The sequence below is a fragment of the Burkholderia sp. Bp9031 genome, from assembly GCF_003857965.1.
Lineage (GTDB): Bacteria > Pseudomonadota > Gammaproteobacteria > Burkholderiales > Burkholderiaceae > Burkholderia > Burkholderia ambifaria_A.
In genome coordinates this window covers 87,776-113,341 of record NZ_QTPW01000023.1, presented here as the reverse complement: position 1 = coordinate 113,341, position 25,566 = coordinate 87,776, and the positions used below count along the sequence as shown (strand labels likewise).

Below are 25,566 nucleotides of genomic sequence, written 5' to 3'. Positions count from 1 at the left end.
TAATGCGCCCCCATGTCGAATGTACCTAAAAGTCCCGCGCCGACGCGGGCCAAAGCGCCGTCGGCCCAGCACCCGGATGGTGCGGCCGATGCGCGTCAGCAGCAGGGCCGGCCGCCGCGCCAGCAGCAACAGCAGGCGGGCAAGCCGCCGCGCGGCGACGAGCGGCGCCGCGATGCGAGCCAGCCGTCCGCGGCCGCGGACGCACCGCGCGCCGCGGAGGCACGCACCCCGCGCCGCGAGCGTGCACCGCGCGCGGCCGTCGCACCGAATCCCGTTCCGCCGATTACCTACCCCGAAAGCCTGCCCGTATCGGGCAAGCGCGATGAAATCGCGCGCGCGATCGCCGGTCATCAGGTTGTCATCGTCTGCGGCGAAACGGGTTCGGGCAAGACCACCCAATTGCCGAAGATCTGTCTCGAGCTCGGCCGCGGCCTCGGTGCCGGCGGCACGGGCCTGATCGGCCATACGCAGCCGCGCCGCCTCGCTGCGTCGTCCACCGGCCGCCGGATCGCCGAGGAACTCGGCACGCCGTTCGGCGAAGTGGTCGGCTACAAGGTGCGCTTTACCGACAATCTCGCGCCGGGCGCGTCTGTCAAGCTGATGACGGACGGGATCCTGCTCGCGGAGACGCAGACCGACCCGCTGCTGAAGGCGTACGACACGCTGATCATCGACGAGGCGCACGAGCGCAGCCTGAACATCGACTTCCTGCTCGGCTACCTGAAGGAAATCCTGCCGAGGCGGCCGGACCTGAAGCTGATCGTCACGTCCGCGACGATCGACGCCGATCGCTTCGCGCGCCATTTCGGTACCGACGAGCGCCCCGCGCCCGTGATCGAGGTGAGCGGGCGGCTGTATCCGGTCGAGATGCGCTACCGCCCGGTGGCCGAGGATCGCCCGGCCGTGAAGAACGCCGAAGGCACGGGCGGCCGCGACCGCGTGAAGACCGCGCGCGAAGCCGAGCGCGACCTGATGGACGCGATCGTCGACGCGGTCGACGAGCTGTGCCGCGAAGGCGCCGGCGACGTGCTGGTGTTCCTGCCCGGCGAGCGCGAGATCCGCGAGGCGGCCGAGGCGCTGCGCAAGCATCATCCGCCGCATACCGAGATCCTGCCGTTGTTCGCGCGGCTGTCGGCGGCCGACCAGGACAAGGTGTTCAAGGCGTCGAACGCGCGCCGCATCGTGCTCGCCACCAACGTGGCCGAAACGTCGCTGACGGTACCGGGCATCCGCTACGTCGTCGACACCGGGCTCGCACGCGTGAAGCGCTATTCGTACCGGAACAAGGTCGAGCAGCTGCAGGTCGAGTCGATCTCGCAGGCCGCCGCGAACCAGCGCGCGGGCCGCTGCGGCCGGGTGGCCGACGGCGTCTGCATCCGCTTGTACGAGGAAAGCGATTACCAGGCGCGCGCGCGCTTCACCGATCCGGAAATCCTGCGCTCGTCGCTCGCGTCGGTCATCTTGCGGATGAAGTCGCTGCACCTGACCGCGATCGAATCGTTCCCGTTCCTCGAGCCGCCGCCTGGCCGCGCGATCGCGGACGGCTACCAGCTGCTCAACGAACTCGGCGCGGTCGACGACGACAACGCGCTGACGCCGCTCGGCCGCGAGCTCGCGCGGCTGCCGCTCGATCCGCGCGTCGGCCGGATGATTCTCGCCGCGCGCGACCAGCAGTCGCTGCGCGAGGTGCTGATCATCGCGAGCGCGCTGTCCGTGCAGGACCCGCGCGATCGCCCGATCGAAGCCCAGGAGCAGGCCGACCAAGCGCACCGCCGGTTCGCCGACGAGCGCTCCGAATTCCTGCAGTGGCTGAAGATCTGGGCGTGGTTCGAAGAGGCCGTCGCGCACAAGAAATCGAACCGCCAGCTGGTCGACGCGTGCCGGCAGAACTTCCTGTCGCACCTGCGGTTGCGCGAATGGCGCGACGTCCATTCGCAGCTGCTGACGGTCGTGCGCGAGCACGGCTGGCGGCTCAACGAAGTCGAGGCGACCTACGAGCAGGTGCATCTGGCCCTGTTGACGGGCCTGCTCGGCAACCTCGGCATGAAGGCCGACGACGATCCGCACTACCTCGGCGCGCGCGGGATCAAGTTCTACCTGTGGCCGGGCTCCGTGCTCGCGAAGAAGGCCGGCCGCTGGGTGATGGCGGCCGAGCTCGTCGAGACGAGCCGGCTGTACGCGCGCTGCCTCGCGAAGATCGAGCCGGAGTGGGTCGAGAAGGTCGGCGCGCACCTGCTGAAGAAATCGCTGTCGGAGCCGCATTGGGAGAAGCGTCCCGCGCAGGTCAGCGCGTTCGAGCGCGCGACGCTGTACGGGCTGCCGATCTATCAGCGCCGGCGCGTCGCGTTCGGCAGGCAGGATCCGGCGCGCGCGCGCGAGCTGTTCATTCGCGGCGCGCTGGTCGAAGGCGAGTTCGACACGAAGCTCCCGTTCTTCGCGCACAACCGCAAGCTGCTCGCCGACATCGAGCAGCTCGAGCACAAGTCGCGCCGGCAGGACGTGCTGGTCGACGACGAGCTGATCTACGCGTACTACGACCAGGCGATCCCCGAGGGCATCCACACGGGTGCCGCGTTCGAGCGCTGGTATCGCGACGAGGCGAAGAAGGGCGGCCAGGCGGAGGACCGGCAGCGGCTGCTGTACCTGTCGCGCGACGACCTGATGCGCCACGAGGCGGCCGGCGTGACGACCGAGCTGTTCCCGAAGCGCGCGACGATGGCCGGCGTCGAGATGGCGCTCACGTACCACTTCGAGCCCGGCACGCCGCGCGACGGCGTGACGCTCGCGGTGCCGCTCTACGCATTGAACCAGGTCGACGCGCGCCGCTGCGAATGGCTCGTGCCGGGGATGCTGAAGGAAAAGGTGCAGCTGCTCCTGAAGTCGCTGCCGCAGAAACTGCGCCGGCACTGCGTGCCGCTGCCCGAATACGCGGCCGGCTTCGTCGAGCGCGCGGGCCGCGAGCGCTTCGGCGCGGGCGGCCTCGTCGAGGCGCTGATCGCCGACGTGCGCGGCGAGACGCAGGTTGCGATGAAGACAGCCGACTTCAAGCTCGAGACACTGCCCGCACACCTGTTCATGAACTTCAAGGTGATCGACGAGCACGGCCGCCAGCTCGCGATGGGGCGCAATCTCGCGCAGCTGCGCCAGGAGCTCGGCGCGCAGGCGCAGCAACAGTTCCAGAAGATCGCGGCGGCATCGACGATCGCGCCCGGCGGCGAGGCTGCCGGGCGCGACGCGGGCGACACGCCGGTGCTTGCTGCCGCGCCGGGTTCGGCGGCAAAGGACGGAAAGGGCGGCAAGGCCGGCAAGGGCGCGGCGCCGCACACGGCCGCTCCGGCGGAAGCCGGCGCGACCGCGCTGTATGAGAATCTGACGACGTGGAACTTCGGCAAGCTTCCGGAGCTGCTGGAGATCCGCCGGCGCGGCCAGACGCTGTACGGCTATCCGGCGCTCGTCGATCGCGCCACGCATTGCGACGTCGAGGTGTTCGACTCGCCGGAGGAGGCCGCGCGGATCCACCGGGCCGGCTTGCGGCGGCTGTTCGCGCTGCAGTTGAAGGAGCCGATCAAGTTCCTCGAGAAGAACCTGCCGGGTCTGCGCGAGATGGCGATGCAGTACATGTCGCTCGGCACGCAGGACGAACTGCGCGACCAGCTGATCGACACGGCGCTCGATCGCGCGTGCCTGCAGGATCCGCTGCCCGACGACGACGCGAGCTTCCACGCGCGCCGCGACGAGGGCCGAAGCCGGCTGAACCTGCTCGCGCAGGAGATCGCGCGGCTCGTCGGGCAGATCCTCGCCGAATACGCGGGGCTTGCGAAGAAGCTCGCGCAGGCGAAGCCGTTCGCGCAGGCCCACGCGGATCTGCAGCAGCAACTCGCCGCGCTGGTCGGCAAGCGCTTCGTGATCGACACGCCTTACGCGCAGCTTGCGCACTTCCCGCGCTACCTGAAAGGGATCGCGCTGCGGATCGACAAGCTGAAGGCCGACCCGGCGCGCGACGCGAAGCAGTCCGGCGAGCTGCTGCCGCTCGTTCAGCAGTACCAGCGCGCCGTGTCGCAGCGCGGTGGCGTTGCCGACTCGCGGCTCGCGGAATTCCGCTGGCTGCTGGAGGAACTGCGAATTTCGTTGTTCGCGCAGGAACTGCGCACGCCGATGCCTGTCTCTGTCAAGCGTCTGCACAAGGTGTGGGAGTCGATGCAGCGCTAGCGCAACGGCGGTTGCCCGGGCCCGCACCGGCGGCCGGCTCCGGCCGGCCGTGCGGCGCCTGCAGCGGGCCGCGCGGCCGCCGCGGCATGCGTCGAAGTGGCGCAATACCGACTTCCGTCAACCGGCAGGGCCGGCCGAGCGTTTTACAATGACTGTTGTTCCACGACGTGAGTCTTCATGCGCACTTTCCTTTCCTTCGGCCGCACGCTCGCGCTGGCCGCCGCCGTGCTGGCGCCCGCCGCACACGCGAATAACGTGATCATCCTCAATTCGGCCGAAGCGACGCTTTCCCTGATCGACCAGCAGACCCGCCAGGTCGTCGGCACGATGCCGACCGGCAAGGAGCCGCACCACCTGATGGCGACGCCGGACAATTCGTCGCTGATCGTCGCGAATTCGGTTTCGAACAGCCTGATGTTCGTCGATCCGAAGACCGGCAAGCTGCAGCGCACGGTCGAAGGCATCGAGGATCCGTACCAGCTCGGCTTCTCGCCCGATAAAAAGTGGTTCGTGTCGACCGGGCTGCGCCTCGACCGGCTCGACATCTACGGCTACGACGGCCGCGACCTGCATCTCGTGAAGCGCTTGCCGCTCGCGGTGATGCCGAGCCACCTCGCGTTCACGAAGGACAGCAAGACCGTGCTCGTGTCGCTGCAGGTGTCCGGCGAGATCGCGGCGGTCGACCTCGCGACGCAGACGGTCAAGTGGAAAATGAAGGTCGGCAAGGTGCCGGCCGGCCTGTGGCTTACGCCGGACGACAAGTTCCTGCTGGTCGGGATGACCGGCGCGGATTACGTCGCGGTGGTCGACTGGCGCAACCAGAAGATCGTCAAGCAGATCTATACGGGCAAGGGCGCGCACAACTTCCGCTCGCTCGCCGACGGCACGCACGTCGCGGTCACCAACCGGGTTGCGAACACGATCAGCATCATCGACGAGAACACGCTCACCAACGTCGGCGACATCACCGGCCTGCTGCCGGGGCCGGATGACATGGAGCTGTCCGCCGACAAGAAGACGCTGTGGGTGACGTTCCGCTTCGCGAAGAAGGTCGGTATCATCGATCTGGCATCGCGCAAGCTGGTGCAGACGATCTCCGTCGGCCGTTCGCCGCACGGGATCTACTTCTACGACCGCGCGCCGTGGAAGGCTGCCAACGGCGCGTGACGGGCGGAGGCGAACGATGCTGCACCTGATCGACGCGTTCGTGTCGGACATCCAGACCTGGCTGTACGTTGACGTCGTGCAGCCGCTCCTCTTCAAGTTCAACCTGATGGACTATGACGAGGACACCTACGACGCACTGTACTGGGTGATCGTTGGGGCGTTGCAGATGGTGCTGATGTTCGCGCTGCTGCGCCCGCTCGAGGCGCTCGCGCCCGTCGAGCGCTGGACGAACCGCCGCGCGGTGCGGGTCGACGTGATCTATACGGCGATCTCGAAGCTCGGCATCTACACGCTGTTCTTCTTCTTCGCGTTGCAGCCGGTGTTCGACAATTTCCAGTCGTGGCTGCGCCTGCACGGCGTCGCGAACTTCAACCTCGACTATCTGTGGCCGGGCGTGACCTCGCAACCGATCGTCGCGTTCACGATCTACCTCGTCGTGCTCGACTTCGCCGGATACTGGTATCACCGCTGGCAGCACAAGTTCGGCATTTGGTGGGAGCTGCACGCGGTGCATCACAGCCAGCGGCAGATGTCGCTGTGGTGCGACGATCGCAACCACCTGCTCGACGACGTGATCCAGTCGTGTTTCTTCGCGGCGATCGCGCTCGTGATCGGCGTGACGCCGTCGCAATTCGTCGTGCTGACCGCGGTCACCAACTTCCTGCAGAGCATCCAGCATACGAATGCGCGGCTGTCGTTCGGCTGGCTCGGCGAGCGCCTGCTCGTGAGCCCGACCTTCCACCGGCGCCACCATGCGGTCGGCTACGGTCACGAGGGTACCAAGTATGGCTGCAACTTCGGCGTGCTGTTCCCGTGGTGGGACATGATGTTCGGCACCGCATCGTGGAACCGCACGGTCGAGCCGACCGGCATCCGCGAGCAGGTCGAAGGCGTGTCCTACGGCGACGGCTTCTGGGCGCAGCACGGCCTCGCGTTCGTGCGGATCTTCCGGCGTCTCGTTCCCGCGAAGCGCGGCGCGGCGTCGGCCTGACCCGATCACGCTTCCGTTGAACGGCATTCCCGCACGGCCCGCATGCGCTTTGGCGCATGCGGGCCGTGTGGTTTATCCTTTCCCGGTTTTTCTCCGTCGATACAGGTTCGCATGAACGACTTGCTGCGCTCCTTCGTCCGGGCGTTCGCCAGCGCGCTGCACCCGCGCATGCTGTGGCTCACCCTGATGCCGTTCGTCGTCTCGGCGCTGCTGTGGGGCGTCGTGCTGTGGTTCTCGTGGCAGACGCTGATCGATGCCGCGCGCGGCGCGCTCGACGGCTTCGTGCTGACGGCCGCGCTGTACCGCATGTTCGACGCGGTCGGGATGTCGCAGCTGCATGCGGTCGTCGCGCCGTTCGTCGTCGTGTCGCTCGCGATTCCGCTGATCGTGCTGACCGTGCTGCTGCTGATCGCGACGATCTCGATGCCGGTCGTGATCAAGCACCTGTCGAACCGGCAGTTCGCCGCGCTCGAGGCGAAGCGGGGCGGCACGTTTTTCGGCAGCGTGTTCAATTCGCTCGGCGCGGCGATCGTCGGCGTCGTGCTGCTCGTCGTCACGATCCCGCTGTGGCTGATTCCGCCGTTCTTTGCGCTGCTGCCGCCCGTGATCTGGGGCTGGCTCACATACCGCGTGATGACCTACGACGCGCTCGCGCAGCACGCGAGCCGCGACGAGCGCCGCGCGCTCGTGCGCCAGCATCGCTGGCCGCTGATCGGCATCGGCGTCGCGACCGGGCTGCTCGGCACCGTTCCGACCTTCGTCTGGGTGTCGTCGGTCTGGATGATGGTGCTGTTTCCGTTCGTGGCGGCGGCCATGATCTGGGTTTACGCTTTCATCCTCGTCTTCTCGGCGCTATGGTTCGGGCACTATTGCCTGCGCGCGCTGGACGACCTGCGCGCGAGCGCGCGCGCCACCGCAATCGACATGGGGCAGGCATGAGCATCGGCATCATCATCATCGGCGACGAAATCCTTTCGGGCCGCCGGCAGGACAAGCATCTGGCGAAGGTCATCGCGCTGCTCGGCGCGCGCGGCCTCGCGCTCGACTGGGCCGAATACGTCGGCGACGATCCGGCGCGGATCACCGCGACGCTCGCACGCGCGATCGCATCCGGCGACATCGTGTTCTCCACGGGCGGAATCGGCGCGACGCCCGACGACCACACGCGCCAGTGCGCGGCCGCCGCGCTCGGCGTGCCGCTCGAGCTGCATCCCGAAGCGAAGCTGCTGATTTCGGAGCGCATCCGCGAGACGCATGCCGATCCGGCCACACCGGTCGACTTCGAGTCGCCGGAAAACCAGCATCGTTTCAACATGGGCGTGTTTCCGGTGGGCGCGGCGATCATCCCGAACGGCTACAACCGGATTCCCGGTTTCTCGGTCGGCGATCTCCATTTCGTGCAGGGCTTCCCGGTGATGGCGTGGCCGATGATCGAATGGGTTCTCGACACGAAGTACCAGCATCTCCATCACGCAACGCCGCACGCGGAGCGCTCGCTGTACGTGTTCGAACTGCCTGAGTCGACGCTCACGCCGCTGATGGAGAAGATCGAGCGCGATTTCCCGGGCGTGCGCGTGTTCAGCCTGCCGAGCGTCGGCGATGCCGAGCGCGGCGGGATCTACGCGCGCCGGCATATCGATCTCGGCGTGAAGGGCGAGCCGGAAGCGGTCGCGGCCGCGTTCGTGAAGCTGCGCGAAGGCGTGCATCTGCTCGGCGGCGATGTGGTCGAACCGGACGCGCCGCGCGCCTGAGCGGGGCGCGCATCGATCGCATGGCCCGGCAGGCGGGCCGCACAAAAGGCACAGGCCGCGCAACGCGGCCCGTCATCGGGATGTCATTGCCCGGCTCGACGATGTCGCAGTCGGGCGTGCGTGAACGCAGGTGCCGTCAGGCGCCGATCCACGGCAGTTTCCGGAAGCACCAGCCGTCGACTGTCTTGCGGTGGCCCTCGGCGTCCTTGCCGCCCTCGAAGCCTTCGAGCAGGTCGAAGGCCTTCGTGAAGCCGGCCTGCGACGACGCGACCGCGGCGAGCTTCGAGCGCGCGGCGCTGCGGCACAGGAACAGGATGGGCGTATCGGCCGGCAGGGCCGCCTTCAGTTCGTCGATGAATTCGGCGTTCGGCACGCCGCCCGGGTAGCGCGTCCATTCGAGGTGCAGGTACTGGCCGTCGCCGACGAGCGGGCGGCCGATCCAGTCGAGCTCGGCGCGGGTGCGCACGTCGACGAGGCGCGCCGACGGGTCGAGCTGCAGCAGTTCGAATGCCTCGGCCGGCAGCAGTGCGCCGGCGTAGTTGAGCGCGCCTTGGACGCGACGTTCTTCGGCCTTCGCGTAAAGCTGGTCGAGCGTACTCATGGCAGGAGGTCTCCGTATCGGTCAAACAAACATTCTAGCGCGGCACCGTCGCGCGAATGTCCGCGTACCCTGCGGCGCGTGCACAGCGCACAGGTTCACCAAAAAAGTGCAGAATGGCGCGCATGCACCAGAATGATTCTGCCGTGCCGGCTCACCCTGTTATTTGCACCGTTGCAGTGCGCTTGGGCGACCGCCGATGTAGCGCCCGGCCCCGGAATCGCGCAGACGGGCCCTGCCGTGGCGCGGTCTGGCGCGATTCATGTCGCTTCTGTGCATGGCTGGCACGGTTGCTGCTATATAGAATTCGGTCGACCCGGGGCGCGCTGCGCCAAAGCCAGACTCCGGGCAGCTCGATAAACGAGGCGGTTACCAGTCCGCCGGAATTGTTCAATCAGGAGAAGAGGTTATGAGTAAAACCGTCGCCGACGTCATGCAGCTCGTGAAGGACGAGGACGTCAAGTTTGTCGATTTCCGCTTCACGGATACGCGCGGCAAGGAACAGCACGTGTCGGTGCCGGTTTCGGCGTTTGACGAAGACAAGTTCGAGAGCGGCCATGCATTCGACGGTTCGTCGATCGCCGGCTGGAAGGGCATCGAGGCGTCGGACATGCTGCTCATGCCGGATCCGAACGCTGCCTTCATCGACCCGTTCTATGAAGAGTCGACGCTGGTGCTGACCTGCGACGTGGTCGAGCCGGCCGACGGCAAGGGCTACGAGCGCGACCCGCGTTCGCTCGCGAAGCGCGCGGAAGCCTACCTGAAGAGCACGGGCATCGGCGACACGGCCTTCTTCGGTCCGGAACCGGAATTCTTCATTTTCGACTCGGTCCAGTGGAATACGGACATGTCGGGCTGCTTCGTGAAGATCAATTCGGAAGAAGCACCGTGGTCTTCGGCCAAGGAATTCGAAGGCGGCAACACGGGCCACCGTCCGGGCACGAAGGGCGGCTACTTCCCGGTCGCGCCGGTCGACACGTTCCAGGACATGCGTTCGGAAATGTGCCTGCTGCTCGAACAGCTCGGCATCCCGGTCGAAGTGCACCACCACGAAGTGGCGGGCCAGGGCCAGAACGAAATCGGCACGAAGTTCTCGACGCTGGTCGAGCGCGCCGACTGGACGCAATGGTCGAAGTACATCATCCATAACGTCGCGCACTCGTACGGCAAGACGGCGACGTTCATGCCGAAGCCGGTCGTCGGCGACAACGGTTCGGGCATGCACGTTCACCAGTCGATCTGGAAGGACGGCCAGAACCTGTTCGCGGGCAACGGCTACGCCGGCCTGTCGGAACTGGCGCTGTTCTACATCGGCGGCATCATCAAGCACGCTCGCGCGCTGAACGCGATCACGAACCCGACGACGAACTCGTACAAGCGTCTGGTTCCGCACTTCGAAGCACCGGTCAAGCTCGCGTACTCGGCACGCAACCGTTCGGCATCGATCCGCATTCCGCACGTGTCGAACCCGAAGGGCCGCCGTATCGAAACGCGCTTCCCGGATCCGATGGCGAACCCGTACCTGTTGTTCTCGGCGCTGATGATGGCCGGCCTCGACGGGATCCAGAACAAGATCCATCCGGGCGAAGCCGCGGACAAGAACCTGTACGACCTGCCGCCGGAAGAGGATGCAAAGATCCCGACCGTCTGCGCAGGCCTCGACCAGGCACTGGAAGCGCTCGACAAGGATCGCGAGTTCCTGACGCGCGGTGGCGTGTTCACCGACGGCATGATCGATGCGTACCTCGCGCTGAAGGAGCAGGAGCTGGCGAAGTTCCGCATGACGACGCATCCGATCGAGTTCGAGATGTACTACTCGCTGTAATCGGCGATGGCGCTTCGATTCAGCGCCATCATGCCGGTTCGTTCCCGTCGCGCGGCCTGCGGCGGGAACCGCGGAGTCTGAAAGGGGACGGCGTCCAGCCGTCCCTTTTTTGTTCCGACAATTTTCATTTTCCGACCCGCTGGGGCGCGACGACACGCAAGATGGCTCTGAAGAATCTGATCAAGGCGAAGACGGGGCAGCCCGAGCGACTGACGGAAGACGAGCGGCTCGCGCGCTCGGGCCTGCTTGCGGGGCTGGAGGCGCTGCCGACGGTCGTGCTCGTGCTCGATCGCAAGACGCTGCGGGTCGCGTTCGCGAACCCGTCCGCGGAGGCGATGCTCGACATCTCGCGCCGGCAGCTCGCACAGCGGCCGTGGGGCGAGATTTTTCCGAACGCGAACGAGCTCGCGTCGACGATCACCGCGATCGGCGAGGAGCGCTTTCACGCGACGCATCTCGACACGGTGCTCGACCGGCCCGGCCACGAAGCGCTGCACGTGCATGCGATCGTCGGCTTCCTCGAGACCGCGCCCGATTTCGTGCTCGTCGAGCTGTTCGAGAACGAACGGCAGTCGCGCACCGATCGCGAAGAGCGCATCCACGACCTGACCGCGGTCAACAAGCAACTCATCCGCAACCTCGCGCACGAGATCAAGAACCCGCTCGGCGGCATTCGCGGCGCAGCCCAGCTGCTCGAATTCGAACTGAGCGAGCGCGAGCGTGGCGAGTTGCGCGAATACACGCAGGTGATCATCAAGGAGTCCGACCGCCTGCAGACGCTCGTCGACCGGTTGCTGGAGCCGCACCGGCATCCGCATATCGTCGGCGACGTGAACATTCATGAAGTGTGCGAACGCGTGCGCGCGGTGATGCTCGCGGAATTTCCGCGCGGGCTCACGATCGAGCGCGACTACGACGTCAGCGTGCCGGACCTGCGCGGCGACAAGGAGCAGCTGATCCAGGCGCTGCTGAATATCGTGCGCAACGCCGCGCAGGCGCTGCGCGAACGGATCGCGCAGGGCGACGCGAAGATCGAGCTGCGCACGCGCATCGCGCGCAAGGTGACGATCGCGAAGCGCCTGTACAGGCTGGCACTGGACTTGCACGTGGTCGACAACGGCCCCGGCATTCCGGAAGAGATCCGCGACCGGATCTTCTACCCGCTCGTGTCCGGGCGCGACGACGGCAGCGGCCTCGGCCTCACGCTCGCGCAGACGTTCGTGCAGCAGCACGACGGGATGATCGAGGTCGAGAGCCGGCCCGGACGTACCGAATTTCAGATCCTGCTGCCGCTCGACCATTGAGTGGCGGCATGGCGATTCACCGGATTCCCCAATATCTGACCGACCTATGAAGCCGATCTGGATAGTAGACGACGATCAATCGATCCGCTGGGTGCTCGAGAAGGCACTCGCCCGGGACAGCTTCGCGACGAAGAGCTTCGCGAACGTGCGTGACGCGCTGGCCGCGCTCGATCACGAGACGCCGCAGGTGCTCGTGTCCGACATCCGGATGCCGGGCGGCTCCGGCCTCGAGCTGCTGCAGGCGATGCACGAGCGCCTGCCGGGCCTGCCCGTCATCATCATGACGGCATTCTCCGATCTCGACAGTGCCGTCGCCGCGTTCCAGGGCGGCGCGTTCGAATATCTCGCGAAGCCGTTCGACGTCGACAAGGCAGTCGAGCTGATCCGCCGCGCGGTGGAGGAAAGCCTGCGCGGCGGCGCGCCGCAGGACGAGCGCGTCGCCGAGGCGCCCGAGATGCTCGGCCAGGCGCCCGCGATGCAGGACATGTTCCGCGCGATCGGCCGCCTGTCGCATTCGGCCGCGACCGTGCTGATCACCGGCGAATCGGGCACCGGCAAGGAGCTCGTCGCGCGGGCGCTGCACCGTCACAGCCCACGGGCGAACGGGCCGTTCATCGCGCTGAACACCGCGGCGATTCCGAAGGACCTGCTCGAATCGGAACTGTTCGGCCATGAGCGCGGCGCGTTCACCGGCGCGCAGACCACACGCCAGGGCCGCTTCGAACAGGCCGAGAACGGCACGCTGTTCCTCGACGAAATCGGTGACATGCCGTTCGATCTGCAGACGCGCCTGTTGCGCGTGCTGTCGGACGGGCAGTTCTATCGGGTCGGCGGCCACAACCCGCTGCGCGCGAACGTGCGCGTGATCGCCGCGACGCACCAGAATCTCGAGGCGCGCGTGCGGCAGGGGCTGTTCCGCGAGGACCTTTACCACCGGCTCAACGTGATCCGGCTGCGGCTGCCGCCGCTGCGCGAACGCAGCGAGGACATCGCGCTGCTCACGCGCCACTTCCTGCAAAAGAGCGCGCGCGATCTCGGCGTCGAGCCGAAGCGCGTGTCCGACGAGGCGCTTGCGTACCTGACGTCGTTGCCGTTTCCCGGCAACGTACGGCAGCTCGAGAACCTCGCGAACTGGCTGACCGTGATGGCGCCCGCGCAGACGGTCGAGATCAAGGACCTGCCGCCCGATCTCGTGCCGGCGGGTGCGCCGGTGACGGCGACGGCCGATGGCGCGGATGCGCACGGCGGCGCGAGCGTCGGCGGTGGCGACGTGGCACGCGTGCAGCCGGCGGCCGGTGCGGTGCCGTTGACGGCAGCGCCCGTCGCGGCCGCGCCGAACGGCGCGCCGGCCGGTTATCCGATGTGGGAAAATGGGCTGCGTACCGAAGTCGCGCGGCTGTTGCGCGAGAATTCTGCCGACGTGATGGACGAGCTCGCGCGCCGCTTCGAGGCGGCCGTGATCCGCGAGGCGCTCGACTTCACGCGTGGCCGCAAGGTCGAGGCGGCGGAGCGGCTCGGCATCGGCCGCAACACGATCACGCGCAAGATCCAGGAACTGCATCTGGAGCCTTGAGCATCCGTCGCGGCATGCGCGGGCATCGCGCATGCCGCGATCGGACATAATCGCGGTTTGCCGTCACGTGCGTACCCGTCATGTCCGATTCCTTCCGCTGGCCCGCCGGGGCCGATCCCTTCCGTTTTCTCGAAGCGCTCGACAGCAAGCGCGCCCGCGCGTGGGTCGACGAGCAGAACGCGCGCACGCGTGTTGCGCTGCGCGACGACGATGCATATCGCGCGCTCGCCGCGCGCCTCGCGCAGGCGTATCTGCCGCGCGAACGTCCGGTGATTCCGACCCGCTGGCGCGACTGGGCGTACGACCTGTGGCAGGACGATCTCCACCCGAAGGGACTGTGGCGCCGCGCGCACTGGGACGACTGGCGCGCGGGCAGGCCCGAGTGGGAAACGCTGCTCGACGTCGACGCACTTGGCGCGCAGGAGGGCGAATCCTGGGTGTTCGAGCAGGACGCGATCCTGTACCCGGACGGCGACCGTGCGCTGCTGTCGCTGTCGCCGGGCGGCGCGGATGCGGTCGTCGTGCGCGAGTTCGATCTCGTGCAGCGCCGTTTCGTCGACGACGGTTTCACGATCGACGAGCCGGGGCATCACACGGTCGGCTGGATCGACCGCGATACCGTCTACGTGAGCTGGGATCGCGGCGAAGCGCATGCGACCGCGGCCGGCTATCCGTTTGATGCGCGCCGCTGGGTACGCGGCACGCCGCTCGCCGATGCGCCGGTCGTGTTTCGCGGCGAACCCGACGACATCAGCGCGGGCGCGTGGTTCGATCCGATCGATGGCCGCCACGTCGCGTGGCGTAGCGTGGATTTCTTCGACGCACATGCGTACTGGCTGACCGACGCGGGCGAGTGGGCGCGCTACGACGTGCCGACACACGTCGAGGTCGGCTTCTGGGAGGGCTGGCTCGTGCTGGAGCCGCGGCTCGACTGGGACTGCGGTGGCGTGCGTCGCGCGGGCGGCTCGCTGCTCGCGATTCGCGAGCAGGCTTTTCTGGCCGGGTCGCGTGAAGTCACGACGCTGTTCGAGCCGCGGCCGTCGACGTCCGCGTGCACGTGGACGCATACGCGCACGATGCTGATCGCGAGCTGGCTCGACGACGTGCACAACCGCACGATGCTGTGGCAGCCGCACCAGCGCGAGGATGGCGCGTGGACGTGGGATGCGCGGCCGTTCGACTGGCCGGGCGATGCGCAGATCGACGTCGAGCCGGTCGAGTCGATGCTGAATGACGACGTGTACGTGGACGTCGATACCTATCTCGATCCACCCGAATGCTGGCTCGCCGATCTGGACGATCGCGCGGCCGACGCGCCGTCGCGCCGCGTGCTGCTCGACCGGCCGCCGGTGCGGTTCGACGCGGCCGGGCTCGTCGTGCGTCGCGCGAATGCCCGCTCGCGCGACGGCACGGTGGTGCCGTACACGCTGATCGGGCCGCGTGACGCACTCGATGGAGAGGATCGTCCAGACGGCAGCGTGCGCGTCGCGCGGCCGTGCCTGCTGTCAGGCTACGGCGGCTTCGCGATTCCGAACCTGCCGGGTTATAGCGATGCACTGGGCATCGCATGGCTGGAGCGCGGCGGCGTCGCCGCGTTCGCGCACATCCGCGGTGGCGGCGAATTCGGGCCGGGCTGGCACGTCGACGCGCAGCGCGAGTATCGGCAGCGTTCGTTCGACGACTTCATCGCGGTGGCCGAGGACCTGATCCGCACCGGCGTGACGACGGCCGTGCAGCTCGGAATCGAGGGCGGCAGCAACGGCGGGCTGCTGGTCGGCGCGTGCATGGTGCAGCGTCCGGAGCTGTTCGGCGCGGTGCTATGCCGCGTGCCGCTGCTCGACATGCAACGCTATCCGAAGCTGCATGCGGGCGCCGCGTGGCTCGACGAGTACGGCGATCCGGACGATGCGCGCGAGGGCGCGGCGCTGGCAGCCTATTCGCCGTATCACCGCGTGCGCGAAGGTGTCGTGTATCCGCCGCTGCTGCTGACCACGTCGACGCGCGACGATCGCGTGCATCCCGCGCATGCACGCAAGATGGCCGCGCGCATGCATGTGCTCGGACACGAACGGGTGTGGTATTGGGAGAACACCGATGGCGGCCATGGCAGCGCCGACGATCTGGAGCGTGCCGAATCGGATGCGGCGGAATTCGGCTTCCTGTGGGCCCATCTCGCGCCCGCGCGCGGTTGAGCGCGGGCGTGAGCGGGTGGGTCAGCTGACGGTTGCGATGACGGGCGTATGGTCGGACGGCTGTTCCCACGTGCGCGGCACGCGGTCGACTTCGCACGCCGTGCAGGTGGCGGCAAGCGCCGGGGACAGCAGGATGTGATCGATGCGCAGCCCCGCATTGCGGCGGAACGCGAACATCCGGTAGTCCCACCACGTGAAGGTCTTCTCGGGCTGCTCGAAGCGGCGGAACGCATCGACGAAGCCGAGCTCGATCAGCTTCGCGAAGTGCGCGCGCTCCTGCGGCGACACGAGGTTCTGGCCTTCCCATTTCGCCGGGTCGTGCACGTCGCGATCCTCCGGCGCGATGTTGTAGTCGCCGAGCAGCGCGAGCTTCGGGTAGCGCTGCATCTCGGCGCTCAGCCACGCTTGCAGCGCGTCGAGCCACTGCATCTTGTAGACGAACTTGTCGGAGTCGGGCGCCTGGCCGTTCGGGAAATACGCGGACACGATGCGTACGCCTTCGACCGTCACGGCGACCACGCGCTGCTGCGGATCGTCGAAGCCGGGGATGTTGCGCACGACGTCCGATTCGTCGACGGCGAGCGTGTCGCGCACGAGGATCGCGACGCCGTTGTAGGTCTTCTGGCCCGTGAACCAGCTGCGGTAGCCGACTGCCTCGAGATCGGCGCGCGGATACTTCTCGTCCGGCAGCTTCAGTTCCTGCAGGCACAGCACGTCGGTTCCGCTTTGCGCGAGCCAGTCGAGCACGTGCTGCTTGCGGACGTTGAGCGAATTGACGTTCCAGGTGGCAATTTTCATGAACGGGAGTGCGTGCGGGGTGAATGCGAAGGCCGCCATCTTACCGCGAGCACGGGGCGCGAACGCGCGCGACACGCGATGCGAAGCACGCGCCGTGCACCGTGACATCGACGACCTGCAAAGAGATTGTGACAAAGGTATTGACGTGGGTGCTTCATCACCCTATAATTTATTTCTCTGACGCGGGGTGGAGCAGTCTGGCAGCTCGTCGGGCTCATAACCCGAAGGTCGTAGGTTCAAATCCTACCCCCGCAACCAAGCACACCAGACGATGTGCAGCGCAAGTGACCGATGCGCGCTTCGTCGACAAGAACCCGGCCCCGTGCCGGGTTTTTTGTTTTCAGCCCGCCGCCCACTCGACCGCCGCCTTCGCATGCAGCGTGGTCGTATCGAACACCGGCAGCGGCGAATCGTCCGCGCCGATCAGCAGCGTGATTTCCGTGCAGCCGAGAATCACGGCCTGCGCGCCGCGTTTTGCCAGTTCGTCGATGATCGCCACATAGGTCGCGCGCGACTCCGTATCGATCACGCCGTGACACAGCTCGTCGTAGATGATCCTGTGCACGTCGCTGCGCGCGGCTTCGCCGGGCACCAGCACGTCGAGGCCGAACTTGTCGCGCAGACGCTCCGCATAGAACGGCAGTTCCATCGTGTAGCGCGTGCCGAGCAGCGCGACGCGCTTGATGCCGGCGGCGTGCAGGGCGGCGCCGGTCGGATCGGCGATATGCAGGAACGGCAGTGCCACCGCCGCTTCGATTGCGGCGTGCACGCGGTGCATCGTGTTGGTCGTCAGCACGACGAGATCGGCGCCGGCCGCTTCGAGCTGACGCGCGGCATCGGCCATCCGTTCGCCCAGCGCGGCCCAGTCCTGCGCGCGCTGCAATGCTTCGATCTCCGCGAAATCCACCGTCACCAGCACGCTCTTCGCGTTGTGGTGCCCGCCGTGCAGCGTCTTGGAATGGCGATTGATCATCCGATAATACTCGGCCGACGATTCCCAACTCATGCCACCGATCAGTCCGATCGTCTTCATTCGTCACCTGTGCGTTTCGTACGTCGTGGCAGACGAGTATAGGGGCCGGCCCGTGTGCGCGGCGGTACGATCCGCGCGAAGCGGACCGGTACGGCACCGCCGGCGGCAGATGGCCGGGAGCAGGCGCGGCCCCGAGCGGCCGCAAGCGCCCGGCGCCGACCCGACGCGGCAGCACGTGGCAGTTGAAACGGGCACTGTGTTTTTGTACAGTATCGGCACCGTGAACCCGACCATCATCCCGCCTGCCGATCCGCGCGTGCCTCCGCCTGGCGACGGACCGCCGCGCGTGCGCAAGATCATCCACTGCGACTGCGACTGCTTTTACGCGTCGGTGGAGATGCGCGACGACCCGTCGCTGCGCAACCGGCCGCTCGCGGTCGGCGGCCGGCCCGACCAGCGCGGCGTGATCGCGACCTGCAACTACGAGGCGCGGCGCTATGGCGTGCATTCGGCGATGTCGTCGGCGCTGGCGATGCGCAAGTGTCCGGACCTGCTGATCCTGCCGTCCGCGATGGACAAGTACCGGGTGGCGTCGCGGCAGATCATGGCGATCTATCGCGACTACACGCACGACGTCGAGCCGCTGTCGCTCGACGAGGCTTATCTCGACGTCAGCGGTTCCGAACTGTGCCAGGGCAGTGCGACGCTGATTGCGCGGGAGATCCGCCAGCGCGTGTACGACACGGTTGGCGTGACGGTGTCGGCGGGCGTCGCGCCGAACAAGTTCATCGCGAAGATCGCGTCCGACTGGAACAAGCCCGACGGCCTGTTCGTCGTGCGACCGCATGAGGTCGATGCGTTCGTCGCGGCGCTGCCGGTGCGCAAGCTGCACGGCGTCGGCAAGGTGACGGCCACGCGGCTCGACCGGCTCGGCATCCAGACCTGCGCGCAGTTGCGCGACTGGTCGCTGATCGACCTGCATCGCGAGTTCGGCGCGTTCGGCCGGCGGCTGTACCAGCTCGCGCGCGGGGTCGACGAACGGCCGGTGCAGGCCGACCAGGAGCGCAAGTCGGTTAGCGTCGAGACGACCTACGTGACCGACCTGACGACGCTCGAACAATGCGCGGACGAGATTCGCCGCCTCGTCGTGCAGCTCGATGCGCGGATTGCGCGTGCGGGTGCTGCCCGCGCGATCCGCAAGCTGTATGTGAAGATCCGCTTCGCCGATTTCCAGCGCACGACGGTCGAATGCGTGGCCGACGCGACGAATGCGCAGACGGCCGTCACGCTGCTCGCGAAAGGGCTGCAGCGGCGCGCGCAGGCGGTGCGGCTGCTGGGTGTCGGTGTGCGCATCGACGAGGACACGGCCGAGCGCCACGGGCAGTTCTCGCTGTTCGACGATGAAGCGAACCAGGCGGACGACGCGGACCACGCGGACGACGCCGGCCGCGAAACGCCGGCGCCATGAAAAAAGGCACCGCCGAAGCGGTGCCTTTCGATGCAGCCGGACGAGCCGGGCAATGCGTGCTCAGTGCGCGGGCGAGGCCATCCCGTTGTGGCGCAGCAGCGCGTCGATTTCCGGCTCGCGGCCGCGGAACGCCTTGAACGAATCCATCGCCGGGCGGCTGCCGCCGACTTCGAGGATCTCGTGGCGATAGCGCGTGCCGGTTGCCGCATCGAGCACGCTGCCGCTTGCAGCGGCTGCTTCCTCGAACGCCGCGTACGCGTCGGCCGACAGCACCTCGGCCCATTTGTAGCTGTAGTAGCCAGCCGCATAGCCGCCCGCGAAGATGTGGCTGAAGGTGTTCGGCCAGCGCGAGAACGCCGCCTGCGGAATCACGTGGTAGCGCTCGTTGATCTCGCGCGCGAACGCGTTCACGCCGGTCGCGCCGGCCGGGTCGAAGTCGACGTGCAGCAGCATGTCGAACATCGAGAACACGATCTGGCGCAGCGTGCCGAGGCCGCTCTGGAAGTTCTTCGCGGCGATCATCTTGTCGAACAGCTCGCGCGGCAGCGCGGCGCCGGTATCGACGTGCGACGACATCGACGACAGCACGTCCCATTCCCAGCAGAAGTTCTCCATGAACTGCGACGGCAGCTCGACCGCATCCCATTCGACGCCGTTGATGCCCGATACACCGAGCTCGTCGACGCGCGTGAGCATGTGATGCAGTCCGTGGCCGAATTCATGGAACAGCGTGATGACTTCGTCGTGCGTGAAGCACGCGGGCTTGCCGCCGATCGGCGCCGAGAAGTTGCAGGTCAGGTACGCGACCGGCGTCTGCACGGTGCCGCCGCGCTTCGCGCGCGCACGCGCATCGTCCATCCATGCGCCGCCGCGCTTGCCTTCGCGTGCATAGAGGTCGAGATAGAACTGCGCGACGAGCGAACCGTCGCGGTTCTCGACGCGGAAAAAGCGCACGTCCTTGTGCCAGACCGGTGCATCGTCCGGCTTGATCCGCACGCCGAACAGCGTCTCGGTGACGGTGAACAGGCCCTTCAGCACGGCCGGTTCGGGGAAGTACTGCTTGACCTCGTTTTCCGAGAACGCATAGCGCTGCTGGCGCAGCCGCTCGGCCGCGAACGCGACGTCCCACGGCGCAAGCTCGGTCAGGCCGAGTTCCTTCGAGGCGAACGCGCGCAGTTCGTCCCAGTCCTTGTCCGCGTGCGGGCGCGCGCGTGTTGCGAGATCCTCGAGAAACGCGATCACCTGCTGCGGCGACTCCGCCATCTTCGGCGCGAGCGACACTTCGGCGAAATTGCGGTAGCCGAGCATCTGCGCCTCTTCGCGACGCAGCTTCAGCTCGTCGGCGACGATCGCCGTGTTGTCCCATTCGGCCTTGCCACCGCCGTACTGCGGCCCGAGTTCGGATGCGCGCGTTGCATAGGCGCGGTACAGCGTCTCGCGCATCGCGCGGTTCTCGGCGTATTGCAGCACCGGGAAGTAGGACGGGAAGTGCAGCGTGAATTTCCAGCCTTCCTTGACTTCTTTCTGCGCGGCCTCGCGAGCCGCTTCGATCGCGTCGCCCGGCAGGCCGGCGAGCTCGGCTTCGTCCTGCGCGAAATACGCATATGCGTTGGTCGCGTCGAGCACGTGGTCGGAGAACGCCTTCGACAGCGCGGCCTGCTGCTCCTGCAGTTCCGCGAAGCGCGGCTTGCGGTCTTCGGGCAGCTCGGCGCCCGACAGGCGGAAATCGCGCAGCGCATTGTCGAGGATCTTCTTGCGCTCGACGGACAGCGTCGCGTATTCGGCACTCGCGGCGATCGCCTTGTACTTCTCGTACAGCGCGAGGTTCTGGCCGACGCTCGACCAGAATTCGGTCACGCGCGGCAGGTTCTCGCCGTAGGCGGCGCGCAGCTCCGGCGTATCGGCAACGGCGTTCAGGTGGCCGACGACACCCCATGCGCGCCCGAGCGGCTCCGTTGCCTGCTCGACCGTCTCGACGATCGCGGCCCAGGTCGCCGGCGTCGCGGGTGCGCTCGCGGTGTCGACCGCGCGGTTGGCGGCATCGAGCAGCGTGTCGAGCGCGGGCGTCACGTGTTCCGGGCGAATCTCGCCGAAGCGGGGCAGGTCGGAGAAATCGAGAAGCGGATTGGTATTGGCGCTGGCGGACATTAAGACTCCCTGTCTGTTGCCGGATGAACCGGGGTAAAAGGGTGAGGCGCGAAGCGGCGCGCCCGATACCGACATTATTGGGGCGCATCGCGCGCTTTCCAATCGTTAGTTTCTAACGATGCGATTGGATGGGCTCGGCGCGGGGTCGGATACGGGCGAAACGCAGTGGGGTATGGCAGTGTGACGGCGCGGCCGCGACGGCGACCGGCGGGATGCCGGCGCACGAATGCGCGCCGGCTGGGCGGGCAGGGCGATCAGGCGGCCGCGGCGGCGCGCTCTGCGGCTTCGATCGTGTTGATCAGCAGCATCGTGATGGTCATCGGGCCGACGCCGCCCGGCACCGGCGTGATGTGGCCGGCGACTTCCTTCACGCCGGCGAAGTCGACGTCGCCGCACAGCTTGCCGGCGTCGTCGCGGTTCATGCCGACGTCGATCACCGTCGCGCCGGGCTTGACCATGTCGGCCGTCAGGATGTTGCGCTTGCCGACCGCGGCGACCACGACGTCGGCCTGGCGCGTGTGCGCGGCGAGGTCGCGCGTCTTGCTGTGGCAGATCGTCACGGTCGCACCGGCTTCGAGCAGCATCATCGCCATCGGCTTGCCGACGATGTTCGAGCGGCCGATCACGACCGCGTTCGCGCCTTGCAGCGGGATGTCATGTGCTTCGAACATCTTCATCACGCCGTACGGCGTGCACGGGCGGAACAGCGGCTTGCCCGTCATCAGCGCGCCGGCGTTCGCGACGTGGAAGCCGTCGACGTCCTTCTCCGGCGCGATCGCCTCGATCACCTTGTGGCTATCGATGTGCGCGGGCAGCGGCAGCTGGACCAGGATGCCGTGGATCTTCGGGTCGCGGTTCAGCGCGTCGATGCGCGCGAGCAGGTCGGCCTCCGACAGCGTGTCCGGATACGCATCCTTCTGCGAAAAGAAACCGTTGTCCTCGCACGCCTTGATCTTGTTGCGCACGTAGACTTCGCTCGCCGGGTTCGCGCCAACGAGGATCACCGCGAGGCCGGGCTGGTGGTCGCGCGCGGTCAGCGTGGCGGCGCGTTCGGCGGCCTGCGCGCGCAAGGTCTTCGAGAGGGCGTTGCCGTCGATGAGGAGGGCTGTCATGGTGGTGGGTCCTGCCGGGAAGTTGAAATGCGGGCGTACGACGCTTGAAGCGCCGCAGCAAAGCACGCAATTATACCGTTCGCTTGCTGTCGTCCGACAGCGAATGCACGGGAAGCGTCATGGCGGTGGTGCCGGCGCACCGGGAGGAAGCGCCGGGCCACGTCGCGCGAGTGCGCCGCATCGCGCGGCGCGTTGGCGCGGCCGGCCGGGCAGATGCCCCGCGGCCGCGCGCAATGTTCAGGCCTGCTTCTTCGACAGCGCGAGGCGCAGCAGGTCGGCCACCGTGTTGACGTTGAGCTTTTCCATGATGTTCGCGCGGTGCGCTTCGACCGTCTTGATGCTGATCCCGAGATCGTCGGCGATCTGCTTGTTCAGGCGGCCGGCGATGATCCGCTCGAGCACCTGCTGTTCGCGCGCGGTGAGCTTCGACAGGCGCTCGCTCGCGGCGCGTTGTTCCTGGACGCTCTTGCTTTCGCTTCGGGCCTTGTCGAGCATCCGCTCGACGAGCTTGCGCAGCTCGGCCTCGTCGAACGGTTTCTCGATAAAGTCCATCGCACCCTTTTTCATCGTCGATACCGCCATCGGCACGTCGCCGTGGCCCGTGACGAAGATGATCGGCAGCGCGGCGTTGTCGGCGATCAGGCGCTCCTGCAGTTCGAGGCCGCTCATGCCCGACATCCGCACGTCGAGGATCAGGCAGGCGATCTGGCCGGCCTGCTGCGCCGGCTGATAGGCATCGAGGAACTGCTCGGCGCTCGAGAAGCATTGCACGCGATAGCCGTTCGCCTCCAGCAGCCAGCGCAGCGAGTCCCGTACGGCTTCGTCGTCGTCGACGACGAAGACAGTTTCCTGAGTGGTGGTGACAGGGCTATTCATAGTTCTCCCGTAACGGTATGTGATGCCGATGCCTCGCGCCCCCCTTGGCCGAGATCAGCGGGTTCCCCAATGGGCAGGCTGCAGTGGAATGTCGCGCCGGAAATGCGGCCGTCCGGTTCGACATTGTTGACCACCCACAGACGCCCCCGATGCGATTCGATGATCGAACGGCAGATGTTCAGCCCCATGCCCATGCCGTCGGACTTGGTGCTGTAAAACGGTTCGAACAGGCGTTCGGCGGTCGCTTCGTCGACGCCCGGACCCTGGTCGATCACGCGGATGTCGACGAAACCCGCATCGATGTCGGCGACGACGCGAATCACGCCGTCCGCCGACGCCGGCTTCACGTCGGCCATCGCCTCGGCCGCGTTCTTCATCAGGTTCACGAGCACCTGCTCGATCAGCACGGGGTCGACATAAATAATAGGCATTCTTGCGAGGATTTCCGTGACGATCCGGATCCTGCGCTTCCTGGCCTCGATTTCGGCGAGCCCGACCGCATCGGCGACGATGTCCGCGACCCGCGCCGGCTGGCGCTTCGGCTCGCTGCGCTTCACGAATTCGCGGATCCGCTTGACGATCATCCCCGCGCGCAGCGCCTGCTGCGCGGTCTTTTCCAGCGCGGGCTGCAGCGTTTCGGGCGTGCCGCGGCCGCTTTTCACGAGCGCGAGCGTGCCCGAGCAGTAGTTGTTGATCGCGGCGAGCGGCTGGTTCAATTCGTGAGCAATCGACGACGCCATTTCACCCATCGTCATCAATCGGCTCGTGAACTGCAGCTTTTCTTCCTGCTGGTGTGCGAGCTCCTGCGCCTTCTTGCGGGTCGTGATGTCGGTTGCGATCTGCATCTGCGCGAGGTGGCCGTCCACCCACTGGATGTACTGGCGGCGCACTTCGAACCACTTCTGGATGCTCTCGACGTACACCTCCTGCGCGTCGGCCGTGCCGCTCGTCAGCGCGGCGGCCGGCAGGCCCGCGAACGCATCGACCATGTCGATCGAGTCGGACGACGCCTGCGCGCGGTCGAAGCCGCCGCCCGACAGTTCGAGGTGGCCGTCCGGGCGGATCCCGAACAGGTGGCGGTAGTAGCGGTTCGCGAACAGCAGCTCGGCTTCGTCGGCGGCGAGCACCGACACCGCGGCGTCGAGGCTTTCGAGCACCGTCGTGAAGCGCTCGTGCGCGGCCGCGAGTTCCTCGCGCGCGCGCTTCGGCTCGGTGATGTCGGTCATCGACGACATCCAGCCGGTCTGGCGGCCGGAGCTGTCGATCAGCGGCGATACGTAGAGGCGCGCATGGAACAGCGTGCCGTTCTTGCGCCGCACGCGCAGCTCGAAGCCCGAGCTCGGCGCCTTGCCGCGCAGCGTCATGTCGAGCTGGCGCTGCATTTCCGGGTAGGCGTCGCGCGGCCAGTACGGGAACGGTGCGACTTTGCCGACCAGGTCGGTCTCGTCCCAGCCCGTCATCCGGCAGAACGCGGGGTTCACGTGCGTGATGCGGCCGTGCATGTCGAGCACGCGCATGCCGATCAGCACCGAGTTTTCCATCGCGCGGCGGAAGAACGCTTCAGCGTACAGTGCCTGCTGCGCCTCGAAGCGCTGGCGCGTGTGCTTCCACAGGCTCCAGAGGCTCCACAGCACGAAGCACGACAGCCCGGCGACCAGCCACACGAGCGTGTTGTTGGTCAGGTTCGTGAGCTGCGGGAACGCGTACACGCGCACGGTCAGCCCCTGGCCGGGCGGATCGAGCGGCAGGTCGTAGTGGGAGTCGCGCGGCAGGCGCGGGCGCGTCGACGTGGACGACAGCTCGCGGTTGTTCGAATCGGTGATCGAGATCTTGTACTTCGACGACAGCTCCTGCGGGATGTCGTGCTTCAGGATTCCTTCGACCGAGAACACCGCGGCGATCGAGCCGAGATATTCGCGGTCGCCGCGCATCACGGGCGTCTGCAGCGTGATGAAGCCGTTGCCGAAGTCGTCGTAGATCAGCGGCGAATAGGCCTGGCGGCGCGTGCTGCGCGCTTCGTCGTACGCGCCGCGCACGGCGTCCTGCATCTGCGCGTCGCCGGGCTTCGCGAGCCGCTGGCCGAGCAGCGGCGGGTGCACGGTCGGCCAGCGCTGCACGCCGGGCGCGGTGTACCAGTTCAGGTAGAGGATTTCCGGGTGCGTCTGCATCACGTCCGCGACGGCCATCTGGAATGCGTTCTGGTCGAGGCGGCCGGATGCGAGATCGCGCGACAGCGCCTGCAGCTGCTCCTGCGCGCCCGTCATCGACAGGCGGATCTGCTGCTGCGCCCATGCGACGTTACGGAACAGCGTGTCTTCCTGCTGCTGCTGTTCACGGCGATTGAGGCTCCATAGAATCAGGCTCATCACCACGAGGAACACGAGGATCGACAGCAGCGGCGTCAGCAAATAGGAATTGGACCACCACGGTCCGTGGTGCCAGCGGGACGGCTGCGACTCCGCCGGCGGGCCCGACGGTCGCGCCGAGCGTGCGAAAAGCCGATCGGTCAACATGGCAGGATTGTAGCGCAGCGCAATACATGGAAAACCTATACCGCATATGTTGAACGGAAACGAATTTG

17 protein-coding genes and 1 tRNA gene are annotated in these 25,566 nt (G+C 67.1%); 11 read left to right on the top strand and 7 right to left on the bottom strand.

Annotated features, from left to right (window positions below; translation table 11 throughout):
* Nucleotides 1-12: 12 nt before the first annotated feature.
* The 5 genes from hrpA (at nt 13) to DIE15_RS25745 (ending at nt 8,118) form a co-directional block, all read left to right on the top strand.
* Nucleotides 13-4,209 carry an ATP-dependent RNA helicase HrpA gene (gene hrpA, locus DIE15_RS25765; protein WP_124834673.1) on the top strand — a complete coding sequence of 1,399 codons (4,197 nt, stop codon included), beginning with the start codon at nt 13-15 and terminating at the stop codon, nt 4,207-4,209.
* 177 nt (nt 4,210-4,386) lie between these two features.
* Nucleotides 4,387-5,376: a beta-propeller fold lactonase family protein gene (locus DIE15_RS25760; RefSeq protein ID WP_057929165.1), complete on the top strand. Its 990-nt coding sequence runs from the start codon at nt 4,387-4,389 to the stop codon at nt 5,374-5,376.
* Nucleotides 5,377-5,392: 16 nt separating this feature from the next.
* Nucleotides 5,393-6,367, top strand: coding sequence for a sterol desaturase family protein (locus tag DIE15_RS25755; RefSeq protein WP_057929166.1), 975 nt, complete (start codon nt 5,393-5,395; stop codon nt 6,365-6,367).
* A 111-nt stretch (nt 6,368-6,478) separates the two neighbouring features.
* Nucleotides 6,479-7,306: an EI24 domain-containing protein gene (locus tag DIE15_RS25750; RefSeq protein WP_057929167.1), complete on the top strand. Its 828-nt coding sequence runs from the start codon at nt 6,479-6,481 to the stop codon at nt 7,304-7,306.
* Nucleotides 7,303-8,118 (top strand): molybdopterin-binding protein, encoded by an 816-nt coding sequence (locus DIE15_RS25745; RefSeq protein WP_124834672.1) that lies wholly within the window; start codon nt 7,303-7,305, stop codon nt 8,116-8,118. Before DIE15_RS25750 ends, DIE15_RS25745 begins: the two co-directional genes overlap by 4 nt.
* Before the next feature lie 136 nt (nt 8,119-8,254).
* Here the strand turns inward: DIE15_RS25745 and DIE15_RS25740 are convergent, their stop codons facing one another.
* The gene (locus DIE15_RS25740; protein ID WP_057929169.1) at nt 8,255-8,719 is read right to left on the bottom strand and encodes a rhodanese-like domain-containing protein; all 465 of its coding nucleotides are present in this window, start codon (nt 8,717-8,719) and stop codon (nt 8,255-8,257) included.
* A gap of 406 nt (nt 8,720-9,125) precedes the next feature.
* On the opposite strand from DIE15_RS25740, the gene glnA reads away from it, so the two are divergent.
* The 4 genes from glnA (at nt 9,126) to DIE15_RS25720 (ending at nt 15,610) form a co-directional block, all read left to right on the top strand.
* On the top strand, nt 9,126-10,541 hold the full coding sequence (gene glnA, locus DIE15_RS25735) for a type I glutamate--ammonia ligase (RefSeq protein ID WP_057929170.1): 1,416 nt from the start codon (nt 9,126-9,128) through the stop codon (nt 10,539-10,541).
* 161 nt (nt 10,542-10,702) lie between these two features.
* Complete coding sequence (gene glnL / locus DIE15_RS25730; RefSeq protein WP_175824984.1) at nt 10,703-11,845, top strand: nitrogen regulation protein NR(II); 1,143 nt, start codon at nt 10,703-10,705, stop codon at nt 11,843-11,845.
* Between the two features lie 46 nt (nt 11,846-11,891).
* Nucleotides 11,892-13,418, top strand: a complete 1,527-nt coding sequence (gene ntrC, locus DIE15_RS25725; protein WP_057929172.1) for a nitrogen regulation protein NR(I) — start codon at nt 11,892-11,894, stop codon at nt 13,416-13,418.
* Between the two features lie 80 nt (nt 13,419-13,498).
* Nucleotides 13,499-15,610, top strand: coding sequence for a prolyl oligopeptidase family protein (locus tag DIE15_RS25720; RefSeq protein ID WP_124834671.1), 2,112 nt, complete (start codon nt 13,499-13,501; stop codon nt 15,608-15,610).
* Nucleotides 15,611-15,631: 21 nt separating this feature from the next.
* Here the strand turns inward: DIE15_RS25720 and xth are convergent, their stop codons facing one another.
* A complete protein-coding gene (gene xth / locus DIE15_RS25715; RefSeq protein ID WP_199866617.1) occupies nt 15,632-16,408 on the bottom strand; it encodes an exodeoxyribonuclease III in 777 nt (258 codons plus the stop codon).
* A gap of 181 nt (nt 16,409-16,589) precedes the next feature.
* Between xth and DIE15_RS25710 the strand changes: the two genes are divergently transcribed.
* Nucleotides 16,590-16,666, top strand: a tRNA-Met gene (locus DIE15_RS25710).
* An 82-nt stretch (nt 16,667-16,748) separates the two neighbouring features.
* Here DIE15_RS25710 and DIE15_RS25705 read toward each other — a convergent pair.
* Complete coding sequence (locus DIE15_RS25705) at nt 16,749-17,441, bottom strand: aspartate/glutamate racemase family protein (protein WP_124834670.1); 693 nt, start codon at nt 17,439-17,441, stop codon at nt 16,749-16,751.
* 196 nt (nt 17,442-17,637) lie between these two features.
* On the opposite strand from DIE15_RS25705, the gene dinB reads away from it, so the two are divergent.
* The gene (dinB, locus tag DIE15_RS25700; RefSeq protein WP_124834669.1) at nt 17,638-18,849 is read left to right on the top strand and encodes a DNA polymerase IV; all 1,212 of its coding nucleotides are present in this window, start codon (nt 17,638-17,640) and stop codon (nt 18,847-18,849) included.
* A gap of 60 nt (nt 18,850-18,909) precedes the next feature.
* On the opposite strand, the gene DIE15_RS25695 is transcribed toward dinB, so the two are convergent.
* The 4 genes from DIE15_RS25695 to fixL form a co-directional block, all read right to left on the bottom strand.
* Nucleotides 18,910-20,997, bottom strand: coding sequence for a M3 family metallopeptidase (locus DIE15_RS25695; protein ID WP_124834668.1), 2,088 nt, complete (start codon nt 20,995-20,997; stop codon nt 18,910-18,912).
* 254 nt (nt 20,998-21,251) lie between these two features.
* Nucleotides 21,252-22,109, bottom strand: coding sequence for a bifunctional methylenetetrahydrofolate dehydrogenase/methenyltetrahydrofolate cyclohydrolase FolD (gene folD, locus DIE15_RS25690; RefSeq protein WP_124834667.1), 858 nt, complete (start codon nt 22,107-22,109; stop codon nt 21,252-21,254).
* Between the two features lie 237 nt (nt 22,110-22,346).
* Nucleotides 22,347-22,985 (bottom strand): oxygen response regulator transcription factor FixJ, encoded by a 639-nt coding sequence (gene fixJ / locus DIE15_RS25685; protein ID WP_006493245.1) that lies wholly within the window; start codon nt 22,983-22,985, stop codon nt 22,347-22,349.
* A complete protein-coding gene (gene fixL, locus DIE15_RS25680) occupies nt 22,982-25,498 on the bottom strand; it encodes an oxygen sensor histidine kinase FixL (RefSeq protein WP_057929178.1) in 2,517 nt (838 codons plus the stop codon). The genes fixJ and fixL overlap by 4 nt, the downstream gene beginning before the upstream one ends.
* Nucleotides 25,499-25,566 lie beyond the last annotated feature (68 nt).